Source organism: Saccharopolyspora ipomoeae (genome assembly GCF_029952525.1).
Lineage (GTDB): Bacteria > Actinomycetota > Actinomycetes > Mycobacteriales > Pseudonocardiaceae > Saccharopolyspora > Saccharopolyspora ipomoeae.
In genome coordinates this window covers 102,088-123,455 of the sequence record NZ_JASAOF010000017.1, presented here as the reverse complement: position 1 = coordinate 123,455, position 21,368 = coordinate 102,088, and the positions used below count along the sequence as shown (strand labels likewise).

At 71.3% G+C, this 21,368-nt stretch carries 16 protein-coding genes; 6 read left to right on the top strand and 10 right to left on the bottom strand.

Annotation, left to right across the window (positions count from 1 at the left end):
* Window positions 1–94: 94 nt before the first annotated feature.
* Together QFW96_RS22425 and QFW96_RS22420 are read left to right on the top strand one after the other, a co-directional pair.
* A complete protein-coding gene (locus QFW96_RS22425; RefSeq protein WP_281457680.1) occupies window positions 95–1,408 on the top strand; it encodes an Nramp family divalent metal transporter in 1,314 nt (437 codons plus the stop codon).
* Window positions 1,409–1,426: 18 nt separating this feature from the next.
* On the top strand, window positions 1,427–2,347 hold the full coding sequence (locus QFW96_RS22420; protein WP_281457679.1) for a D-isomer specific 2-hydroxyacid dehydrogenase family protein: 921 nt from the start codon (window positions 1,427–1,429) through the stop codon (window positions 2,345–2,347).
* Here QFW96_RS22420 and QFW96_RS22415 read toward each other — a convergent pair.
* The 10 genes from QFW96_RS22415 to QFW96_RS22375 all read right to left on the bottom strand — a co-directional run bounded on the left by QFW96_RS22415 (window position 2,330) and on the right by QFW96_RS22375 (window position 14,265).
* Window positions 2,330–4,126 carry an FAD/NAD(P)-binding protein gene (locus QFW96_RS22415; RefSeq protein ID WP_281457678.1) on the bottom strand — a complete coding sequence of 599 codons (1,797 nt, stop codon included), beginning with the start codon at window positions 4,124–4,126 and terminating at the stop codon, window positions 2,330–2,332. The two genes, QFW96_RS22420 and QFW96_RS22415, sit on opposite strands and share 18 nt — an antisense overlap.
* Complete coding sequence (locus QFW96_RS22410; protein ID WP_281457677.1) at window positions 4,123–5,427, bottom strand: cytochrome P450; 1,305 nt, start codon at window positions 5,425–5,427, stop codon at window positions 4,123–4,125. Before QFW96_RS22410 ends, QFW96_RS22415 begins: the two co-directional genes overlap by 4 nt.
* Entirely contained in the window at window positions 5,424–6,350 is a 927-nt protein-coding gene (locus QFW96_RS22405; RefSeq protein ID WP_281457676.1) for an ACP S-malonyltransferase, read from the bottom strand. The genes QFW96_RS22410 and QFW96_RS22405 overlap by 4 nt, the downstream gene beginning before the upstream one ends.
* A gap of 38 nt (window positions 6,351–6,388) precedes the next feature.
* Entirely contained in the window at window positions 6,389–7,282 is an 894-nt protein-coding gene (locus tag QFW96_RS22400) for a DUF4429 domain-containing protein (protein WP_281457675.1), read from the bottom strand.
* A gap of 175 nt (window positions 7,283–7,457) precedes the next feature.
* Entirely contained in the window at window positions 7,458–7,652 is a 195-nt protein-coding gene (locus QFW96_RS22395; RefSeq protein WP_281457674.1) for a hypothetical protein, read from the bottom strand.
* A gap of 47 nt (window positions 7,653–7,699) precedes the next feature.
* Complete coding sequence (locus QFW96_RS22390) at window positions 7,700–9,247, bottom strand: MFS transporter (RefSeq protein WP_281457673.1); 1,548 nt, start codon at window positions 9,245–9,247, stop codon at window positions 7,700–7,702.
* Between the two features lie 6 nt (window positions 9,248–9,253).
* A complete protein-coding gene (locus tag QFW96_RS22385) occupies window positions 9,254–10,432 on the bottom strand; it encodes an MFS transporter (protein WP_281457672.1) in 1,179 nt (392 codons plus the stop codon).
* Window positions 10,433–10,592: 160 nt separating this feature from the next.
* Window positions 10,593–10,676: a SapB/AmfS family lanthipeptide gene (locus tag QFW96_RS30240; protein WP_139274061.1), complete on the bottom strand. Its 84-nt coding sequence runs from the start codon at window positions 10,674–10,676 to the stop codon at window positions 10,593–10,595.
* Window positions 10,677–10,982: 306 nt separating this feature from the next.
* Window positions 10,983–13,577, bottom strand: coding sequence for a class III lanthionine synthetase LanKC (gene lanKC, locus QFW96_RS22380; protein WP_281457671.1), 2,595 nt, complete (start codon window positions 13,575–13,577; stop codon window positions 10,983–10,985).
* Between the two features lie 22 nt (window positions 13,578–13,599).
* Window positions 13,600–14,265 (bottom strand): GNAT family N-acetyltransferase, encoded by a 666-nt coding sequence (locus QFW96_RS22375; RefSeq protein ID WP_281457670.1) that lies wholly within the window; start codon window positions 14,263–14,265, stop codon window positions 13,600–13,602.
* A gap of 557 nt (window positions 14,266–14,822) precedes the next feature.
* Between QFW96_RS22375 and QFW96_RS22370 the strand changes: the two genes are divergently transcribed.
* The 4 genes from QFW96_RS22370 to fabF are packed head-to-tail and all read left to right on the top strand — an operon-like array spanning window position 14,823 to window position 21,366.
* The gene (locus QFW96_RS22370; RefSeq protein ID WP_281457669.1) at window positions 14,823–15,764 is read left to right on the top strand and encodes a ribonucleotide-diphosphate reductase subunit beta; all 942 of its coding nucleotides are present in this window, start codon (window positions 14,823–14,825) and stop codon (window positions 15,762–15,764) included.
* A 49-nt stretch (window positions 15,765–15,813) separates the two neighbouring features.
* Complete coding sequence (locus tag QFW96_RS22365; RefSeq protein WP_281457668.1) at window positions 15,814–18,489, top strand: aldehyde dehydrogenase family protein; 2,676 nt, start codon at window positions 15,814–15,816, stop codon at window positions 18,487–18,489.
* A complete protein-coding gene (locus tag QFW96_RS22360; RefSeq protein WP_281457667.1) occupies window positions 18,482–20,107 on the top strand; it encodes a thiamine pyrophosphate-binding protein in 1,626 nt (541 codons plus the stop codon). The genes QFW96_RS22365 and QFW96_RS22360 overlap by 8 nt, the downstream gene beginning before the upstream one ends.
* Window positions 20,104–21,366, top strand: a complete 1,263-nt coding sequence (fabF, locus tag QFW96_RS22355; protein WP_281457666.1) for a beta-ketoacyl-ACP synthase II — start codon at window positions 20,104–20,106, stop codon at window positions 21,364–21,366. The genes QFW96_RS22360 and fabF overlap by 4 nt, the downstream gene beginning before the upstream one ends.
* Window positions 21,367–21,368: the final 2 nt, after the last annotated feature.

The window sequence follows — 21,368 nt, the reverse complement described above, 5'->3', positions numbered from 1 at the left end:
GGGGAGTTGTTGGTGCCCCCGCTGCGGTGGGCTCCTGGGCGCGCCTGACGAGGTGCGGTGGGAGGCCTCGCTGGCTCGGGCAAAGGAGCCTCTCGTGGTTGAATCGAAGCCGAAGTCGACCGGTGCCGCCTCCGCTGAGGCCGTCGCGGCGCCTCCGCCCACCTCGTTCCTCGGGTACCTGAAGTCGTTCGGGCCGGGGATCGTCATCGCGTTGAGCTGGGTCGGGACCGGGGACCTCATCGACAACTCCGTGGCGGGCGGCAACTACGGGTACGCGCTGCTGTGGGTTCTGCCGCTGTCGCTGGTGTTCCGGTTCCTGTTCGTCAACAGCCTCGCCAAGTACCCGCTGTACAACGTGCAGCAGGACTCCAGCATCGTGCGCGGTTTCGCGCGCACGCACCCGGTTCTCGGCTGGCTGATGCTGATCTCGTTCGTCCTGTACACGCACCTGCTGCTGGCGTTCAGCTTCAGCGGCGTCGGTGTGGCGCTGCACGGGCTCTTCGGCGGGCTGACGCCGTTCTGGTGGTCGGTGCTCGGCGCGGTGTCGGTGTTCGCGGTGACCTTCCGCGGCGCCTACGGCGTCCTGGAGAACACCTTCAAGGTCGTGCTCGCGGTGATGGTCGCCGCGTTCGTCGTCGGCGTGGTCATGGTGGGCATCAACTGGCCGGAACTGGTGCGCGGCTTCGCCTTCGAACTGCCGCCGCAGAGCGGGCTGTTCGACTCGTCGCTGGTGGCATCGAGTCTCGTGCTGGCGACGCTCGGGTCGATGGCCAACCTGTTCTACCCGCAGTTCCTGCGCGAGAAGGGCTGGGTGACCCCGGCCTACCGGCGCGTGCAGCAGTACGACCTGCTGTTCGGCTCGGTGGTCGTGCTGTTCCTCGGCGTGTGCGTGTGGGCGCTCGGCGCCGAGGTCCTGAGCAGCGGGGAGGGAGTGGAGGAGGCCTCCGACATCGCCGGGGCCCTGGGCACCGCGATCGGCCCGATCGGCACCTACCTGTTCTACCTGGGTCTGCTGGGCGCGGCATGGACGACGGTGGCGGGCTCGCTGTTCGCGCTGAGCAAGATGAGCGTCGAGGCCCTGCACACGGTCCGGCCGGGACGCCGCGAGCGCGTCGGCGACGATCCGCGCAAGGACGTCTTCTACAAGGTGATGGTCGTCTGGGGGCTGTCCGCGATCGTCTGGTCGCTGCCGGCCGCACCGGGTTTCGTCGTGCTCGTGGTGATCTCGCACGTGCTGACCTCACCGTTCCTGCTGATCATCGTGGTCGGCCTGATCGCGATGCTCAACAAGCGCCGGATCATGGGCGAGCACGTCAACACCTGGAAGGAGAACCTGGCCCTGGTCGTGGTGGCGCTGCTCGTCGCCGCCGCGGCGGTGCAGGGATTCGCCCAGGTCCTCGGATTCTGACCCCGGAAGAGGTTGACCATGAGCAAGCTCAAGATGGCGGTCCTGCCCGATCCCGACGGCAGCGCGGCCGACGTCGCTCGGCGGGCCGGGGCCGAGGTGGTGGGGCTCGACGAGGCCGAGGCGCTCGCCTGGACGACCTCGGCCACCGCCGAATTCCCCGCAGCTCTCCCGGATTCGATCCGCTGGGTGCAGCTCCCCTCCGCCGGGGTGGAGCAGTGGCTCGACGCCGGGATCATCGACGACGCCCGAACCTGGACCGCCGCCATCGGTGCCTACGCGGCCCCGGTCGCCGAGCACGCGCTGCTGCTGTTGCTGGCCGGGCTGCGCCGGATGCCGGACTGTGTCCGCGCCACCACCTGGTCCAAGTCCGAGCTGATGCCGCAGGTGGGCACGCTCGGCGGCGCCGCGGTCGCGATCATCGGTTGCGGCAGCATCGGCAGGGCGCTGATCCCGCCGCTGCGCGCCCTGGGCGCGGAGGTCGTCGCGGTCACGCGCAGCGGCCGGGACGTGCCGGGAGCGGCCCGGACCCTGGCCGCCGCCGATTCCGGCGAGGTGTGGTCGCAGGCCGACCACGTCGTCATCGCCGCGCCCGCCACCAGCGACACCCGGCACCTCGTCGGTCGCGATCAGCTCTCCCGCATGCGGCCCGGAGCGTGGCTGGTCAACGTCGCGCGCGGCTCCGTCGTCGACACCGACGCCCTGGTCGGCGCCCTCGACGAGGGGCGCATCGGCGGTGCCGCGCTCGACGTCACCGACCCCGAACCGTTGCCCGACGACCACCCGCTGTGGACGCATCCGCGCGCGATCATCACCCCGCACATCGCCAACCCGGCCGTCACCCTGCGCCGGGGCTTCCACGAGCGCTTGGCCCACAACATCGCGGAGCACCTCGCAGGACGACGGCCGGCCGGGACCGTGGACCTAGTGCGCGGGTACTAGTCCTTCGAGCGCGGTGCGGGCGAGGAGGTCGCTGCTCGCGAAGAAGCCGGAGGCGCCCGGGCCGCTGGTGGGGGTGTGGACGCCGGCGACGTAGGGGCCGATGGCGAAGCGGTTCGGGTGCGGCGTGCCGTCGGCGCGCAGCAACCGGTGGTCGCCCGCGCGGACGCTGATCTTGCCGGTGGTGTGCTCGGTGCCGTCGGCGTCGTGATGGGTCTGCGGGACGCACTCGCCGGCCTCGCGCAGGCGCCGCAGCAGTGCGTCGGAGGTGTCCAGCAGCGACGGCGTGCGCAGCCGCGACTCGACCAGCACGCGCGCCTCCACCGGCTCGGGCATCAGCTCTCCCGAGGCGCGGAAGACGCCGTCCTCGGGGCGGACCTCGGTGCCGGGGCCGAGGAAGTGGACCACGCCGGCGCGGGACAGCGCGAGCAGCTCGGCCAACCGGCGCGGCGGCGGCCCGCTGGTGATGTGGCTCAGCAACGGCAGGAACCCGTGCTCCAGCTCCACCACCAGCGAACGGGCCGACAGCTCCTCGGCCTCCACCAGCTCGATGAGCACGCCCACCGCCGACAGCAGCCCCTGCACCGCCGCCAGCTCCGGGCTGAACGCCGGATCGCCGCGACGCCGCAGGTCATCGGCGATGTGGTCGCGGATCGCGGCCTGCAGGTCCGGGCCGGGGTCGGTGAGGTGGCGGTCCAGCAGGTCCCAGGAGAACCGATCCGATGGCTCCGGCACGCACTCGGCGACCAGCTGGTCCCGCTCCGGCCGGTCCCACGCGGCGCTGAACTCCGGCCAGGAGCAGCGCACGCGATCCGGGCGGGTGCGGAAGAGCTCGTGGTAGTAGGCGGCCGCGGTCTCCTCGAACACCAGCGGCAGCAGGTCCCGCTCGAACTCCAGCGGAACGCCCAGCGCCCGCGCGGCCTCGGCGGTGAAGAACTTCGGCAGCGGCGGGGATTCCAGCTCGAAGCCGAACTTCGCGCGATGCGGCAGGCCGCGCCGGGACCCCACGTGCAGCACCGGTTCCCGCGCGGACGGCCGGTACCGCAACCCGTGCACCGGGTCGGGTTCGAACCGGCCGCCCCGGCCCTCGCACAGCAGCGCCATGCAGTCGATGAAGGTCAGCCCGAAACCGCGCAGCAGCACCGGTTCCCCGGCAGGCAGCGAGCGCAACCGGTCCTCGTCGCAGTAGCCCGACGGGAAGTAGCTCAAGCCGTGCCGCTCGGCGTACCCGGACAGCTCCCGCTCCTCGTCGGTGGTCTCCGCCTCGAAGTTGCCCTGCGCCAGCACCACCTGGTCCACGACCAGCCGGGTGCCGTCGGCCAGCGTCACGAGCTGGCCCTCGGGGTGGTCGGTCAGCTCGACGGCGCGGGTGCGGTGCACGACCACCCGCACCGAAGCGGGGGCGGTGGCCACGACGCGCTCGAACACCCACGAGAAGTAGGCGCCCACCAGGGGCCGGGGCGCGAAGGACCGCCCGGTCAGCTCGGGGAACTCCCCGGGCAGCTCGTGCCGGGCGACCGAGCCCAGCCACTCCTCGAACGTCGGCACCACCCCGGCGGGGCCGTGCCGGGCCGCGTCCGGCCCGGTGAACATCCGGACGTCGGCGACCGTGGAGTTCATCCACAGCAGGTCCGACTGGGCGCGCCGCCAGATCCGGCCCGGGCCGGGCGGGAACGGGTCGACCACGTGGAGCACCAGCGGTTCGTCCCCGGCCCACGCGCACAGCCGCTCCAGCACCGACGTCCCGCGCGGGCCCGCGCCCACCACGCAGATCGCGCTCATGCCGCGTCGCGCCGCCGCACGGTCACCGTCGCGAAACCCACCGGAACCTGCGTCACGTGCCGCGCCTTGGCGGCCTCACCCGGGGCGTCGGTGGTCTCGAACTCGAAGTGGCGCAACAACTCCCGCAGCACCACCCGCGACTCCACCTGGGCGAACGTGGCGCCCAGGCAGCGCCGGTTGCCGATGCCGAAGGGCACCCAGTCGGCCATCGAGCCTCGTTCGAGGAACCGCTCCGGCCGGAACGCCCCGGGATCCGGGAACGACTCGGCCGAGGTGTGCAGCAGCTCGATGCTCGGCCACAGGCTCGTGCCCTTGGGCAGCCGGTACCCGGCGAAGTCGGCGTCGCGCGCCAGCTTCCGGCCCACGTCCGGCACCACCGGGCGGCAGCGCAACGCCTCCTTGATCACCGCGTCCAGGTAGGTGTCGTCGTCGGTGTCGGCGGCGCGCTGCGCCTCGGCCAGCACCTCCGGGTGGCGCACCAGGCGCTCCAGGCACCACGCGAGGCCCGTCGCGGTCGTCTCGTGCCCGGCCAGCAGCAGCGTGATCAGCTGGTCGCAGATGTTGGCGTCCGACATCCACCCGCCCTCGGCCTCCGAGGCGCGCAGCAGCATCGCCAGCACGTCGGTGCGCTCGTCGAGCCGAGGATCGGCGCGGTGCGCGGCGATCTGCTCGCGCAGCAGGGCGTCCGCGCGGGCGCGCATCCGCCTGCGCTTGAGCCTGCCGGGGTGCAGCGACGGGAACCGGTCGTGACCGGGCAGCACGTCGAACACCGACCCGGTGCGCAGCAGCCGCAGGACGGCCTCCTGCACCTTCTCCTTGAGCGCGGAGTCGTCGATGCCCATCACGTTGCGGGAGATGACCTCCAGCGAGATCGCCTGCATCTGCGGCAGTGCCTGCACCGGCTCGCCCACCGGCCAGGACGCGAGGTTGGCGGCGGTGATCTCGCGCATCAGCTCGACCTGGTCGCGGACCGCCTTGCCGTGGAACGCGGGCATCATCAGGGCCCGGGTGCGGGCGTGCTCCTCGTCGTCGATGACGAACACCGACTCGCGGCCCAGCACCATCTCCCCGAAGCTGTTGGCGCGACCGGCCTGGAACACCGACGGATCGCTGCGCACCAGGGCCTTGACGTCACCGGGATCGGCGAGGACGACGACGGTGCCGAACGGCCACAGCCGCACGGTGAACCGCGCGCCGAACTGCTCGTGGCAGCGGCGCACGAACTCGGCGGGGGAGCGCCAGTAGCGCCAGGTCTGGGTCAGCGCGGGAAGGGTCGGGCCCGGGGGTAATCGGGTGCTCATCGGTGAACTCGCTTCGCCGTCGCCGAGGGGTGGTCGGCGACCTTCTTGGGGGTGATGACGTCGGTGGGCAGCGCGTTGTTGGTGATCCGGGCGAACATGTTCCTGGGCCCGATGATGTGCGCGTGCTCGGCGCGGGCGGCGCGCATGCCCTCGACCACGGTGCTCCAGCGCACCGGGGTCACCCACCCGTCGAGCAGGTCCTCCTCGATCTCAGCCGGATCGGTCAGCAGCCTCCCGCTGACGTCCGACAGCATCGGCCACTTCGGACTGTTCCACGAAACGCGGTCGTACACCTCGGTTTCGAGTCGATCGCGCAGCGGCCGGACGGTGGAGCAGTGCTCCGATCGGTTCATCGTGTAGAACGGGTAGCCGCCGGACTCGCGCACGCGGTCCTCGAACAGCTGCAGGTCGGCGAGCGTGCCCGACACGGCGTGCACGGAATCGTCGAGGTAGATCGACACCTCCAGCTCGCCGGGGAAGTCGGCCACGAGGGCGTCGACCGTCCGCGAGTCCAGGCGGTAGAAGAACAGGCAGCCCAGCGGTTCCGGCACGGCCGCGAAGTAGTCGAGTTCCACGGCCGCGCTGGCGCGCACCAGCCGCAGACCGTCCTCGTAGGACAGAGCGCCGCTGAACACCGCGGCGATGATGGCGCCGAAGCTCTGCCCGCCGCACAGCACCGGGTCGAGCTCGACGTGGTCGAGCGCCCAGTCGGCCAAGGCCAGGGTCAGCACCAGGAACCCGGACTCGTAGACCTCCCAGTCGTAGACCTCGGCCTCGGCGTAGGCGTCCAGCAGCGAGTAGCCGAGCACGTCGTCGGCGACCTCGATCCGGGCGCGGGCGTGGTCGCTGGTGCGCAGGAAGTCCTCGATCGCGGAGAACTTCGTCGGCACCAGGCCCGGGAAGTAGAGCGCGTCACGGCGCACCGGTGTTCACCTCTCTGGCTTGCGATGGGCAGGCGCGATCAGAGCCGGTCGAGCAGTTCCCGCTTCTTGGCCTCGAACTCCTGCTGGGTGAGGATGCCGTCGGCGTGCAGCTGCCCCAGCTCGCGGATCGTCGCGAGGATCTCCTCCCGCGACATCTCCGGCCGCTGCGGCGCGCCAGGCAGCATCCGCGGCTCCGGAGCGGCGCCGAGCGCGGTCAGCTCGGGCTGGGCCTGCCGGATCGCGGCCAGCACGGCGGCGGCGAACGGCAGCGAGTTGGCGGTGGTGCCGAACCCGAAGCCGAACAGCAGGGCCCGGATGTTGTCGGCGGGCGGGGCCTCGGCCCGATCGCCGTGCGGCACCAGCAGGAAGTGGCCCGAGGTCAGACCCGGCTTGACCCACTCGACGCCGACGAGCTCGGTGAGCTCGTGGCGCCGCTTCGGCGAGCGGTGCTTGACCCGGGACGCGTCCGGGTGCCACTGGAACTCGACCGCGGAGCCGTCGAAGGACGCCTCCCCGTCGTAGCCCTTGAGCCGTCGCGGGGACTGGTCGACCTCGACGAGGAAGCGCGGCGCGAGCGCGTCGGAATCCGGGTTGAGATCGCAGTGGTCGTTGATGTGGTCGGCGTAGTAGGCCGCCAGTTCCTGCTGATTCGGTTCCAGCTCGATCTGGTTCGGTTCGGAATCGTCGGCGAGCTGGCCCGCGGCGACCTCGGTGAGCGGATCCGCGCCGGGTCGCAAGTGGAGCGTCAACTGCGGATGACCGTCGCCGCCGGCGGCGGTCGCGCGGGAAATGGCGTGGTACGGGATGGTCCTGTGCTTGAGCTTGCGCAGCAGGCGGGGATGCCCGAGTCCGCTGGAGTAATTGATCTCGATTCTGTCGTGCTCGAACACCCAGGTGGCATTCGTGCCCGCCAGTTCCAGCCCCAGTCCCATGCGGTGAACCTACCAGTGGAAGAAATTGTGCGGCAATGATTCCGATGCCATCTTCGGGGTAGTAGGGGGTCTCATCGGAAAGTGTGAGTGAAGCCGGTGGCCGCCACCGCGACCACCGACGTCCTGCCCGAGTCCGACCAGGTCAGCGGGCGATCCCCCCAGAATCCCCCGGGATCTACTTGAGCTTCTTCTCCGGGAAGAAGATGGAGGCGACGCCGATGACGGCCTCGATGCCACCGATGATGGCGATGACGTTGCCCACCGTCCGCAATTCGAACGGGCCGACCTCGGTTTCACCACCGTAGATCCGCAGCAGGACCCCGGCCACCACCATGAGCGCGCCGATGGCTATGTGCTTCGCATTCGACATGAATCCTCCGTCTGTGAATCAAATGCCGTTCGTGATCGTAGCAGCGGTCACGACTCGAAAATCCTGTTCTGCTGGATCTCGCCGGAATCCCGGCTGAATTCGTGCCGCTGCCATTGCACCGTCGGCAGGTGCGCCGCACCGATTCGCGGAATCGGTTGGGTGAGTCCGGCGTCCGCCGACAGCATCCACACCCGATGTCCGGGCGGGGAAGTGGGAATTCTGGGAATGGGCTGCGTCGCCAGGTGGTCGAACCGGCGGGGGATCGGTTGCGTCGCCTGCACCTTCCGCGGCAGCCGCCGCGTGACCTCGCTGCCGTCGACCGGCGTCGTGTCGAGCTTGTGCAGGTGCCGCACGAACACCAGGCCGACCGCCAGCGCCAGGTAGCCGCAGCCCAGCGCGAGCATGGTCGTGCGCACGCCGACGCTGCTGATCAGCCCGGTCGCCGCGGCGACCGCCAGCGGAGCCGGGGCGCTGAGGACCGTGTTGGCGATGCTGATGACCCGGCCGAACAACCGCTTCGGCACCCGTTCCTGCAGCGCGGCCATGTAGAGCATGTCCAGCGGGCTGGTCACCAGGCCCGCCGCGGCCATCACCGCGAACGCCGGAGCCACGCCCAGCTCCAACGACATCAGCAGCACCAGCGCCGAGAACGCGAGGTAGACGGTGAGGTAGGTGCGGCGCTTGGGCAGCTTGTGCCCGACGGCGCCGTAGCCGATCGTGCCCACCAGCGAACCGATGCCGAACGCGCTGATCAGGCCGCCGTAGAGGGCGGGCTGGTGCAGGACCTCGGCGGCGTAGGCGGTCAGCCCGATCGTGGCGAAGCTGGAGTCGAACGCCGCGAACACCATCGTGGCCACCACCAGCGTGCGCAGCAGCTTGTCCTGGAACAGGTAGCGCAGCCCGATGCGGAACCGCCGGTAGTAGCTCATCCCGTCCTCGTCGGCGCCGACCTGCTCGGTGGCAGCGGTGCGCGGGGCGCGGGCGAACAGCAGCAGCACGGTCGTGCCGAGCAGGCCGGTGACGGCGTTGAGCAGGATCGTCCACTCGCTGCCCGCGAACGCCGCGATCCCGCCCGCCGCCAGCGGTCCCACCAGGTTCGAGGAGGCCGTGACGGTGCGCAGCGTCGCGTTGGCGCGCTCCAGCGGCACCCCGGCCTGCCCGGCCAGCTGCGGCACGATGCCGAAGATCGCCACTCGTCCGGGTTCGTCGGCGACGCTCCGCACCAGCGCGAGCAGCAGCAGGAGCGGCGGCGTGAGCAGGCCGGCCACGTGCAGCAGGTACACCGACAGGGTCGTGGCGGCGGCGAAGACGCTGGAGAACAGCATGCTGGCGCGGAACCCGAGCCGGTCGATCAGCGGTCCCTGCAGCAGGCCGGTGACCACCGAGCCGCCGACGCTGACCGTCGCGATCCAGCCGGTCAGCGCCAGGTCGTGCGTGGTTTCCAGGACGAACAGCGGCAGCGCCGCGGTGCCGATGACGTCGCCGACGACGTTGATCGACGACCCGGTGAGCAGTCCCCGGTACGGTCCCCGCCTGAGCGGGCGCTCCCTCAACCGCACCGTGGGTGCGTCGGCGTGCGCGCGGTGTCGTCCCATCGGCCGCTACCCGCTGGTGTCCCGCAGCGCGGTGGTGGCGGTCAGCGAACGCCAGGCGACGGGCACGGCCGCGGCGGTGATGGCCAGCGCGACGGCCGCGACGGCGCCCGAGACGGCGATCCCGGCGGCCTGGTAGAGCGCGCCGATCGCGGCGGTGCCCGCGGCCACGCCCGCCAGCTGGGCGCTCTCGTAGTGGCTGAGGCGCGTGCCGATGCGGGCCCCGGCCCGCTCGGAGATGGCCGACTGCTCGGCGGGGATCGCGATGCCCAGCGCGGCCGCGGCGAAGATCCACACGACGCTGAGCACCCACGGCTCGGGCGCGGCGGCCAGCACACCGGTGACCAGGGCGCTGGCCAGCAGCGCGGCCATCACCGCGGTGCGCTTGCCGATCCGCGCGAGCACGCGGTGGGCGATGTTCGGGACCAGCACGAACGCGATGAAGCCCGGCGCCAGCGCGGAGGCGATCGCGTAGGGGCCGTAGTGGTGGGCGGTCTGCAGGTGCAGGAGCAGCAGCAGGCTCATCGCGGCCTCCAGCGCCGCGGTCACCCCGCAGATCACCAGGAACGGCAGCAGGTCTCGCGTCGAGACCGGGTCGGACGGTGCCGGGGGGCGCGGGTCGTCGCCGCGCGCGGTGAAGCCGAGCAGCACGGCGGCGAGGAGCGCGGAGACGGCGCCGAGCGCGAACACCGCGGGGTAGCCGAGGTCTTCGAGCATCGTGAAGCAGATGACGTAGGCGATGAGCTGGCCGGTTCCCTCGAACGACAGCAGCCGCCCGAAGCCGCGGCCGTCGTCGCCGCCGCTGCGGCCGCCGATCCAGCTGCGGACGCCGACCCAGAAGAAGGCGCTGCCGATGCCGGTCAGCGCCGCCATCGCGAAGGCCGCAGGCAGCCCGCCGCTCAGCGCGAACCCGGCCAGCGCGGCGGCGTGCAGCACCGCTCCGGCGGCGGCGACCACGAGCTCGTTGAGGCGGTCGGCCAGGTGGCCGCTCAGCGGCCGGGTCACCAGCGCCGCCAGCGCGCACACCGCGACCAGCGCCCCGGACTGGCCGGGGGCGGCGGCCAGCACGGCTCCGGCGTAGAGCGGCAGCAGGAAGTCCAGGACCTCCATCGGGCCGCTGGCGAACGCGGACGCGTGCAGCACTCGTTCTTCGCGGCCGAATCGCGGGCGGTCGGAGCTGGTGGTCATCGCGGTCCCGTTCCGTCATCGGGGGAAAAGATCAACTCGGGACAGTATCGCTGATCTTCCGGTCATCGGGTGGGAGGAAAGGGCGATTCCGCCGGTTCGGAACCCTGTGGCCGAACCGGCGGAACGCCTGCTGGTGCTCAGCGGGTCAAGGCGAAACGCCTCAGCAGCCGCTGCTCCAGGTGCTGCCCGGGACGTGGGCCTCGGCGGCCGCGGTCTCCAGGGCCTGCAGGTCGAGGATCGACATGGGAAATCACCTCCTCTCGCGTCGTCGCGCCGTTCCTTCGCCCTGTTGGGGAGGGCGAGGAGGTCAGCAGTTGGTGCTCGCGGTGCTGCCCGGCACGGAGGCCTCGGCCGCGGTGGTCTCCAGGGCCTGGAGGTCGAGGATCGACACGTCAATTCACCACCTAACTGTTCATCCGGATGTCCTCGCCGAACGGTCGACGGCGAAGTCTTCGGGAACCGAATCGCCCGGGAGGTGCTTTCGCGCAAGCGAATCCGTCGCCGAATTGGCGGGTGTTCTTCGCTTTCCCCAGGTTCGACTCGAATTCTATCAGGAATTGCTCCCCAGCAATGGGTTTCGATGATGACCAGGGGTTGGTAGTGGTTCCAGGAAGGGCATGAATCCGACCGGCTCGTCCAACGACGCCAGCGCCGCGAGCACGCCCGCGTTGCCGGTCGCGAAATCCATCGACAACCGGAAGTTGCCCTCCCCGGGGAACGCGAGGTGCCCGTGGTAGCCCAGCGCGTGCCAGTGCAGCACCGACAGGTGCGCCACCGCCGATTCCGGCAGCCGCTCACCGGGCGAGGACCGCGCCAGCGTCGCCAGCAGCCCGGCCCGGCCCGCGAACAACCCCGACTGCACCACCAGCGTGCTGCGGCAGCTGCGGTGCAACCCGGCCGAGCTGCCCGACAGCCGCTCGTCGGGCACGTGCCGCAGCACCTCGTCGGCCACCAGCGCGATGCCCGCCGAGCCGACGTCGAGGTACGGCAGGGTCCGGAAACCGCCGTCGACCTGCAGCGTTCCGTCCGGCCGGGACACGCACAGGTCCAGGTCGCGGTGCAGCGCGCGCACCGCCAGGTCCAGGTGGTGGCGCCGCCCGGTCGCCTCGTAGCAGCGCAGGAACAGCAGCGCCGGCCCGCTCCAGCCGCGCAGCAGCCCGCCGCGCGTGCCCGCGTCGCGCAGGCCGACCCGGCCGGCGGCGTCGATGCCGTGCGACCGGCCGCTCTCGACGGCCTCGGCGACCCGGTCGGCGATCTCCAGGGCTCGGGCCAGCTGCGCGGGGTCGCGCTCGCCCAGGTGCAGGTGGTTCAGCCCGATCCCGGCCAGCCCGCTGAACAGGCTCACGTCCTGGGTGCGCGCCACGTCCGGCGCGGCGCGGTCGACGAGCTCGGCCGCCCGCGCGGGGTGTCCCAGCAGGTCGAGGACGTGCGCGGTGCCGTGCGCGCCGTCGAAGAACCCGGGCCTGCCGGCGGACCGCTCGGCGCGCTCGGCCAGCCAGGCGACGTGCTCGGGCTCGACGTCGTGCCCGGCGGTGCGCAGCGCCCACAGCACCCCGGCCGCGCCGAACGCGAAATCGGTGCCGCCGTTGAGGAATCCCTGCACGTCGCCGGGGAACAGCCGGTCGTCGCGGTCGGGAGCGGCGGTGGCCCGGATCGCCTCGGCCAGCGAGTCCCGCGCGGCCCGGCGGCCGGGCTCGTCGGTGAACCGGACCTCGGGAGCCGCCGCGACCGACGTGGCCGGGGCGGGTCGGCGGACCCGGTCGAGGATGAGGGTGCGGACGTCGTCGGGCACGGTGAAGTGCTCCTCCACTGCGGCGAGCAGCTCGCTCGCCTTGCCGGGGTGCAGGGCGTTGAGACTGGTCAGCGGCAGGAACAACCACAGCGCGAGAGCGCCGAGCGCCTGCCGGTCGACCTCGGCGCCGCGCGCGTCGGGGTCGGTGAAACCGGCGTAGCCCATGTGCTGGCGCCGCTGGTCGCCGATGTCGGAGGCGGCCTCGAAGTCGACCAGCCCCACCCGGTCCTCGTCGTCGACGAGGACGTTCGCCGGGTGCAGGTCGCCGAAGACCACGCCGCGCTCGTGGATCCGCTCGATCACCGCGGTCACCCGACGCAGCACCCGCACCGCGCGCTCGGCGTAGTCCCGCGCGGCTCCAGGGCTGGTCTCGGGTCCGACCAGCGGGTGGTGCAGCGCGCCCCACGCCTGCAGAGTGCGGCCGGGAACCCGGTCCAGCACGGCGAACCGGTGCTCCCACACGTCGACGACCTCGTGCACCCGGGGCACTCCCGCGACGCCCTCCAGCGCGCGCAGGGCGGTGACCTCGTGCTCCAGCCGCGCCACGGCGTCCCGGCCGGACGAGTCCAGCCCGGCCAGCGGGCGCGCCTCCTTGAGCACGACCTCGGTGCCGTCGTCCTCGCGGCGCGCGAGGTAGACCCCGCCGCCGTTGGAGAAGTGCAGGGCCTCGGTGATCCGGTACCCCAGCGAGGCCGACTGCCCGGACCGCGCGTCCAGGTGCGGTGCGAGGAATCCCGGCGTCGAAACCCACTCGGGCGTGGTGAAGAACGGGCGACGATCGTCGGGAACCAGCTCACCGTCGGGGTTCTCGACGGCCAGGAGCTGCTCGCCGTCCGGGGTGAAGCAGTGCTTGACCGAAAAGCCGCCGTAGCGCACGAACACCGGTCCTCCGCCGATCCGCAGATCGGTGAGCACGTACGGGCCGCGTTCCCCGTCCAGGGCCGTCGACAGCGCCTTGACCGTCGTCTCCAGCTGGGCGTCGTCGACGGGGTAGAGCGTCAGCAGCTTCCCGCTCGCCGAGCGCGGCGCGTACTTCAAGCTGTAGGCGCGCACCAGGTTCCGGGTGCGCAGGAACTTGAACGCGACGCCCGCCGCGAAGCAGTGCCGCGACACCTCGGCCAGCACGCGCGAGGAGTTCTCCGGCGTCGCCGACACGTGGACCTTCCAGCCCTGGTCGGGCAGGTCAGGTCCGTCGGGCCGGACCATGCACCAGTCGCCGTTGCCGCCGCGCACCCAGCCGTCCGGGAGCGCGGCCTCGACCAGCTCGAAGGTCGTCGCGGCCGCCTCCCAGCGCGACGGCGCCTCGTAGAACACCCGGTCCGCCAGCGAGTACAGCTCCAGGTCCTCACGCATGCCCGCTCACCTCCCCGCCGCGTCAGTACGCGCGCGTCCGGCTGCTGCGCCGCTCGAAATCGCGCAGCGACGTGGGCGGGTCGTTGGCCAGGAACTTGCTCAGCAGCTCGCGCGCCTTCTCCTTGTCCTCGGCGGGGATCGCGTCGACCACCGGGAAGTGCTCGGCGCTGGCCGCGGCGTACTCCTCGAACTCCTCGCGCAGGATCGACCAGACGGTGCGGTCGTAGTACATGCCGTCGAGGTAGTGGTAGTCCCGCAGCACGCCCTCCAGCACGAATCCGCCCTTGGTCAGGATCTTGAGCGTCTCCTTGTTGTAGGCGGCCGTGGTGAACTCGACGCGGTGCGCGTTGAGCCCGTTGAACAGGTGCTCGATGACCAGGCCGAACGCCTCGGCCCCGTAGCCGCGGCTCCACTTCTGCCAGTCGCCGACGACACCGCCGAGGCTGTAGGAACCGGAGCTGTTCACCGGCCGGTAGTTGACCGCGCCGACGCGCTCGCCGTCGTTGGCCACGGCCATGAAGAACCGCACGTTGCCGTCCTCGTTGGCGGCCTTCACCTTCGCCGGGGTCAGGAACTCCCGGGTGTCGGCGGTCATCGCCGCGGCCGGCGACAGCGGCTTCAGCCAACTCGCGATGAGCTCGTAATCGTCCTCGGTGGCCCATTCGATGCGGACGAGTCTTCCCTGCATTGGCACCGTCTTTCGGTCAGCGTTCGAGAGCGCGACGAACCGATGTGCTCGTACGCGCTGTTGTCATGGGCTTTTCGGCCCGTGGAGTTCGGGTTTCCCCGCGATGCCTTGCTCGCTTCAGTCCCCAGTCCGACGTGGCTCGGCGTTCCCCGGTTCCCGCGAATTCATCACCGTATTCCCGGAATTCACCGCGCCCCGTCGTGCAAGGCCCTTCGGTCGGCGCGAACGCTAAGTACGCCCTGGTGAAGTGTCAAGCAAAACGATCAGATTCGGTCGGGCTGCGGAAAGGCGTGAGTCTGTTCGGCGCAGCGCTGACCATTTCCCGCCAGATAGGGGTAGGGGTGCCCCAACCCCACATTCCCCCGATTCCCTTGACCCGCCTCAGAACGGCTGTTTCACTCGGGCCCTCTCCGGCGATTCACGGCTCCTTCAGTCTCTCCACACCGGTGGTCGGTGCGCCTTCACCCGCCTCCGGAACCCGTGTCGAACTCCGGCGATCCGCGCTGCCGCAACCACTCTCGCGCGGATCGGCCACTGTGGTGCGAAGGACGTGAGAGATGAGTCGGTGGACGCCGCTGCTCATGGACGAGGCCTCGCTGAGCGAGCTGCCGAAGGTCCCGTTGAGCGAGGTGATGCAGCACGCGCACGTGATGGCCGCGCAGCGGCTCAAACCCCGGGAGCTCTACGAGCGGTGGGACCGCCAGCAGTGGTCCGCCGCCGACGTCGAGCTGGGACCGGACAAGGAGAACTTCGACCACGCGATCACGCCAGGCTTCCGCGCGATCGTCGCCGAGTCCATCGCGACGTTCATCATCGGCGAGTACACCGGGCTCGACATGCTCGGCCCGATCATCAGCGGTTCCCCGGACGAGCAGTACTCGGTGTTCCTCGGCACCCAGATCGCCGACGAGACCCGGCACACCCACCTGGTGTTCCGGCTCGGCGAGGAGATCCTGGGCATGGACCCCGATCCGAAGCGGATGCTCGCCGAGAGCTGGAACCTCGCCGCCCCCGCCCACCGCGAGCTGAGCGTGCTGGAGGCCGGGATCGTCCGGGACCTGCACCGCAGGCCGTTGGACTACGGGCAGTGGCTGCGCGCGGTCACCCTGTTCCACATGATCACCGAGGGCGTGCTGGCGCTGGTCGGGCAGCGGGTGCTGGTCCAGGCGCTGCGCGACGTCGGCGGGCTCGACGGCATCAGGACCGCCTTCACCGCGATGTGCCGGGACGAGTCCCGCCACGTCGGTTTCGGCATGCACGCCCTGCGCACCGGGGTCCTGGAGGGACACCACGACGACATCTGCGAGGTCCTGGAGCAGGCGGTGCCGTTGGCGTTGCGCGTCGACCAGGAGACCTCGGCGGTGGGCAACCGCGGCTTCCGGCGGATGAGCCTGGACATCCTGCGCCGCCACATGCGGCTCATCGGCGTCGACGAGGGGTTCCAGGAACACCTGATCACCACCGCGTCGGCGACGGCGGAGCGCGCCGGTGCGCGCTGACCCGGCCACCACCACTGTTCGCGCATCGACTTCAGGAAGGCGAGGAAACATGGGGGACAACGGACGCGGTGGGCTCATCACCACCGAAGGCGTGGTCGGCCGCGACCAGGTCGCCTGGGACTCCGCGCTGCTGGCCAACCGGCTGCGCGGCAGGGGCGTGCGGCCCGGGGACCGGGTCGTGCTCTCGGCGGCGAACTCAGCGGAGTTCGTGGTGGCGCTGTTCGCGCTGATCGCGGTGGACGCCTCCATCGTGCTCGTCGACCACCGGCAGTCGGCCAAGGAGCACCGCCGCGTCATCGATCACGCCAGGGCGAGATGGCTGCTGCGCGACCGCACCGTGCCGGCCGAGGACCTCGGCGCCGAGGTCATCTCGCTGGAGAACGCGCTCAGCGAGGTGCGGCTGGCCCGGCCGGTCGACGCGTTCGCCGACGTGCACGACGCGCTGTCGTTCGACGCCTGGTACGAGCGAGCCGACGGGCTGGTCCTGTGGTCCTCGGGCACCACCGGCGCGCCCAAGGGCATCGTGCGCTCCGGTTCCTCGGTGCGCGCCAACATCGAACGCACCCAGGACCGGATGCGCTACGTCGCCGACGACGTGCTCATGCCGCTGCTGCCGTTCTCCCACCAGTACGGGCTGTCGATCATCCTGCTGTGGTGGTGGTCGGAGTTCACGCTGGTGGTGAACTCGTCCCACCGCCTCGACCAGGCGCTGGACCGGATCAGCGAGCACGGCGTGACGGTCGTCGACGCCACCCCGTCGAGCTACGACACGATGCTGTCGATCTACGGCAGGCGCAACCGCTACCACGGGTCGCTGGCCAGCGTCCGGATGTGGTGCGTGGGCGGGGCGCCGCTGTCGGCGGCGCTGAGCGGCCGGTTCCGCACCGTCATCGGCAAGCCGCTGCTGGACGGCTACGGCAGCAGCGAGGCCGGCAACATCGCGCTGGCCGTGGAACCGGACCCGCGCGGCGTGGGTCGTGCGCTCGACGGCATCGACATCCGGATCGTGGACGCGCACGGCGATCCGCTGCCGCCGGGCGAGCGCGGCGAGGTCGTGGTGCGCACCCCCGACTACCTCAACGCCTACCTCGGCGAGGACGGCGAACCGGTGCCGGTCACCGACCGCGAGTACCGCACCCACGACCTCGGCTGGCTCGACGACCAGGGCAACCTGACCCTGATCGGCCGCAAGCGGGCGGTGCACCGCCTCGGCCACACGATCTACCCGGACGCGCTGGTCGAGAAGGTGGAGCGCTGCGGCAACCCGGTGCGGGTGGTCCCGTTCGACCACGAGAGGCTGGGCAGCGAGCTGGTGTTCGTCGTCGCCGACGAGCAGGACCGCAGCCCCGCGCACTGGCGGGCCCGCTTCGCCGCCGAACTCGCCGAGTACGAGCGACCCAACCGGGTCGTGGTGGTGCCGGAGTTCCCGCTCAACCTCAACGGCAAGGTCGACACCGAGGCGCTGCGCGAAATGGCCCGCGGCCGGACCCGGGCGACCCCGTCGATCCCGCACCCGGAGCGGCTGCAGGCGTTGCGCGCGGTCGTCGAGTTCCTGCAGTCCCAGCGAGCCCAGGTCCACGAGCTGCTCACCGAGGTCTCGCACCACGCGACGGTCAACGGCGAGATCGACCTGTGCATCCGGACCCTCGAAGGCGCCCAGGAGGAGGTCCTCAAGCACCGGCCCCGGCCGGTCGAGGGCGCGGCCGTGTTCATGCCCTCGAACATCCCGCTGTACTCGTACGTGCTGTACCTGCTGATCCCGAGCCTGTACTGCGATCACGTCAGCTTCCGCGCCTCCAGCAAGATCGCCGACGTCACCCGCAAGCTGCACGAGATGCTCTCGCCGGCGCACAAGCTGCCGATCCACGACTGCTCGATGGCGCAGCGCGAGTTCATCGCGGGGCCGGTCGCCGAGTCGGAGCTGGTGGTGTTCACCGGCACCTACCACAACGCCGAGAAGGTGCGCGGGCAGCTGAGCTCCGAGCAGCTGTTCGTGTTCTTCGGGCAGGGCGTCAACCCGTTCGTCCTCGGCCCGGACGCCGACCTGCGCAGCGCGATCCCGGCGCTGATCGACGTGCGGATGATCAATTCCGGGCAGGACTGCTTCGGGCCGGACCGCATCTTCGTGCACGATTCGCTGGCCGACGTGTTCGTGCCCGCGCTGTGCCACTACGTGGCCAAGCTCCGGCACGGCGACAACCGCGACACCACCAGCGACTACGGGTCGATGTACTACCTGGAGGCCTTCGCCGACTCCTTCGACTACCTGCGCAAGCACTCGCAGCACATCGTCTCCGGCGGCGAGGTCAGCATCATCGACATGCACCTGCGGCCCACGGTGCTGGACCTGCCGCTGGACCCGAAGGAGAAGGCGACGGAGATGTTCGCGCCGATCTTCAACGTGGTGCGCTACTCCGACGAGCAGGAGCTCCTGTCGGTGCTGAACTCGCCGTTCTACATCGACCGCGCGATGGGCGCCACGGTCTACGGCGACCTGCCGGAAGTGGTGTCGTTCCTGCGCAAGCGGCACCAGGTCACGGTCAACAGCACCCTGGTCGACCACGACGACGGCAACGAGCCCTTCGGCGGCAGGGGCATCGTCGCCAACTACGCGGCCGTGGGCACCAAGCGGGTGGCCGAGCCGCTGCTGCTGTCCAAGGCCGTCGCCGATCACCTCGGGACCGGGACGCGACGTCGTGAGCTGATCGGTGCCGCCGATGTCTGATCACCTCGAAGGAGCCTGGACGGCGGTCCTGGAAGTGCTGCGGCAGCACGGCGTCAGCACCCTGTTCGGCCTGCCCGGCGACGACCTGAAGCTGCTCGACGCGCTGGAGCGCGCCGAGGACCCGCCGAGGCTGGTGCTGTGCCGGGACCAGCGCAACGCCCTGTTCATGGCCACCGGCCACGCCCTGCACACCGGTTCGGCCTCGGTCGCGGTCGTGGGCAAGGGGCCCGCGGCCACCAACGCCACCACCGGCCTGCTGGAGGCCCGGTGCTCCCGCGCTCCGGTGGTCCTGATCGGCGCGGGCACCGATCCGCACCACATCGGTGCCCGCGCTTTCCAGGAGCTGGACCAGGTCGCGGCGCTGGCGCCGCTGACGAAGTGGGCGCACCGCGTCGAGCACGCCGACCGCCTGGTCCCGGCCCTGCGCCGCGCGATGCTGGTGGCGGCGCGCGGCGCGCCGGGCCCGGTGTACCTGGAGGTCCCGGACCACCTGCCGGCGGCCGAGATCCCGCTGCGCGGTAGCGGTGTGGAGCTGACGACCGGTGTGCCGCAGCAGGTTCGGGACGCACGTCGGCCGATCCTGCTGGTCGGCGGCGGGATGCGGCACCGCAACGCCGAGCGCGTCGTGGAGCGCCTGGCCGAACGCCTGGGCGCGGCGATCTTCACCACCGCCTCCGGGCGCGGCGCCGTGGACGAGGACCACCCGCACTTCCTCGGGCTCTCCGGTCTCTACGCGGCACCCGCCACCGCCGAGCTGTGGTCCACGTCGGACTGCGTGATCGCCCTGGGCAGCAGGCTGGAGGAGACCGCGACCCTGGAATGGCCCGAACCCGTGGGGGATTCGGTCCCGGTGGTGCAGCTGAACATCGCCGCCGAGGAGCTCTCCACCGAGCACTCGGGCCCGTGCGTCGTCGGCGACGCCGCCGCGACGGTCGAGTCGTGGCTGGCCGGTGACCTCGGCGGCGACCGCGCGGCGTGGGCCGACCTGGTCACGACCACGCGGCTGGCGCTGCGGCCCCGCACGTCCGGCATCCCCGACCTGCTCGCCGCCGTCCGGGAGATCGTGCCCGAGGGGCGAATCCTGGTGCAGGAGAACGGGTTGCAGGACATGTGGTCCTACTTCTTCCCGAACTACAGCTGCGGCCGCCACGGCGGCTCGGTGGTGCCCTCGGAGCAGACCAGCCTCGGCTTCGGCGCTGCCGCGGCGGCCGGGGTGAAGGCCGCCGAGCCGGACCGCCCTGTGCTGGCGCTGGTCGGCGACGGCGCCTTCGGCCTGTTCGCCAACGAACTGCGCACGCTGGTCCGCGAGCGCCTCGGAGTCTGCTACCTGGTGCTGCGCAACGGTGGCTACGGCTGGCTGCAGCAGCAGGCCGACCAGCACGAACCGCCCCTCACGCGGCACCGCTTCACCCGCGACGACGAACCGCTGGTGCGCACACCGGGCGCGCACCACGCGCTGGCGCGGCACCGCGACGAGCTCACCGCCGCCCTCACCGAAGCCCTCCGGCTCACGGCCGAGGGCGTCCCCTGCGTGATCGAGATCCCGGTGAGCCTCGACGACTCCGCCCTGCGACCCGAAGGCGACTTCGGCAGCCCCCAACCCGAGGAGAACCCGTGATTTCCGAGAACCTCCGCTCCCTGCGCCGCCGCGTGGTCGTCACCGGCGTCGGCGCCGTCACCCCCGTCGGCCTGACCTTCGAGAACACCTGGGAGGCGTTCCTGGCCGGGCGCAGCGGTGTCGCCGAGATCAGCACCTTCGACGCCTCCGACCTGCCGACCTCGATCGCCGGGCAGATCGAGGGCTTCGACCCCGCCGAGCACATGCCGCGCACGCTGGCCCGACGCATGGACAGCTACGCCCAGTACGCGATGGCCGCGGCGACCCAGGCCACCCGGATGGCCAAGCTGGACGTCGACGACGACAACGCCGACCGGGTCGGCGTGCTCATCGGAAGCGGATACGGCGCCGTCAACTCCATCGACGGCTTCTCGGTCACCATCCGCGAGAAGGGCCCGCGCGCGATCAGCCCCTACGCCCCGATCACCGGTGCGATCGACAGCGCCGCAGGGGAGATCAGCATGGCCTTCGGGGCCCGGGGCCCGAGCCGCGCGATCAGCAGCGCCTGCGCCACCGGCACGGACGCGCTCGGCGAGGCGGCCCGCTGGATCCAGTTCGGCATCACCGACGCCGCGATCGTCGGCGGCGCCGACAACTGCGTCACCCGCGTCGACCTCGCGGGCAGCGGCAACGCCCGAGCCCTGTCCCGCCGCGTCGACGACCCGCAGGCCGCGTCGCGCCCGTTCGACGAGGACCGCGACGGCTTCGTGATGAGCGCCGGAGCCGGGGTCCTGGTCCTGGAGGACGCCGAGCACGCCGAGCGGCGGGGAGCCACGATCCTCGCCGAGGTCCTCGGCTACGGCTGCTCCTCCGACGCCCACCACTGGACGGCCCCGCAACCCGAGGGCCTGGGCGCCAAGCGCGCGATGCGCGCGGCCCTCGCCGACGCCGGGGTCGCCCCGGAGCAGGTGGATCACGTCAACGCCCACGGCACCAGCACCAAGCTCAACGACGCCTCCGAGATCGCCTCGCTGCGGGAGGTCCTGGGCTCGCGGGTCTCGGAGATCCCGATCTGCTCGATCAAGTCCATGACCGGTCACATGATCGGCGCGGCCGGTGCCGTCGAGGCGATCACGACGGTCCAGGCGATCCGCACCGGCATCGTGCCGCCCACGATCAACTGCCACCGGCCGCTGGCCGACGACATCAACTTCGTCGCCCACGAACCGCAGCAGCACGAGGTCCGGGTGGCCATGAGCAACTCGTTCGGCTTCGGCGGTCACAACGCGGTCGTCGTCCTCGGCGCCTGGGAGGGCTGAGC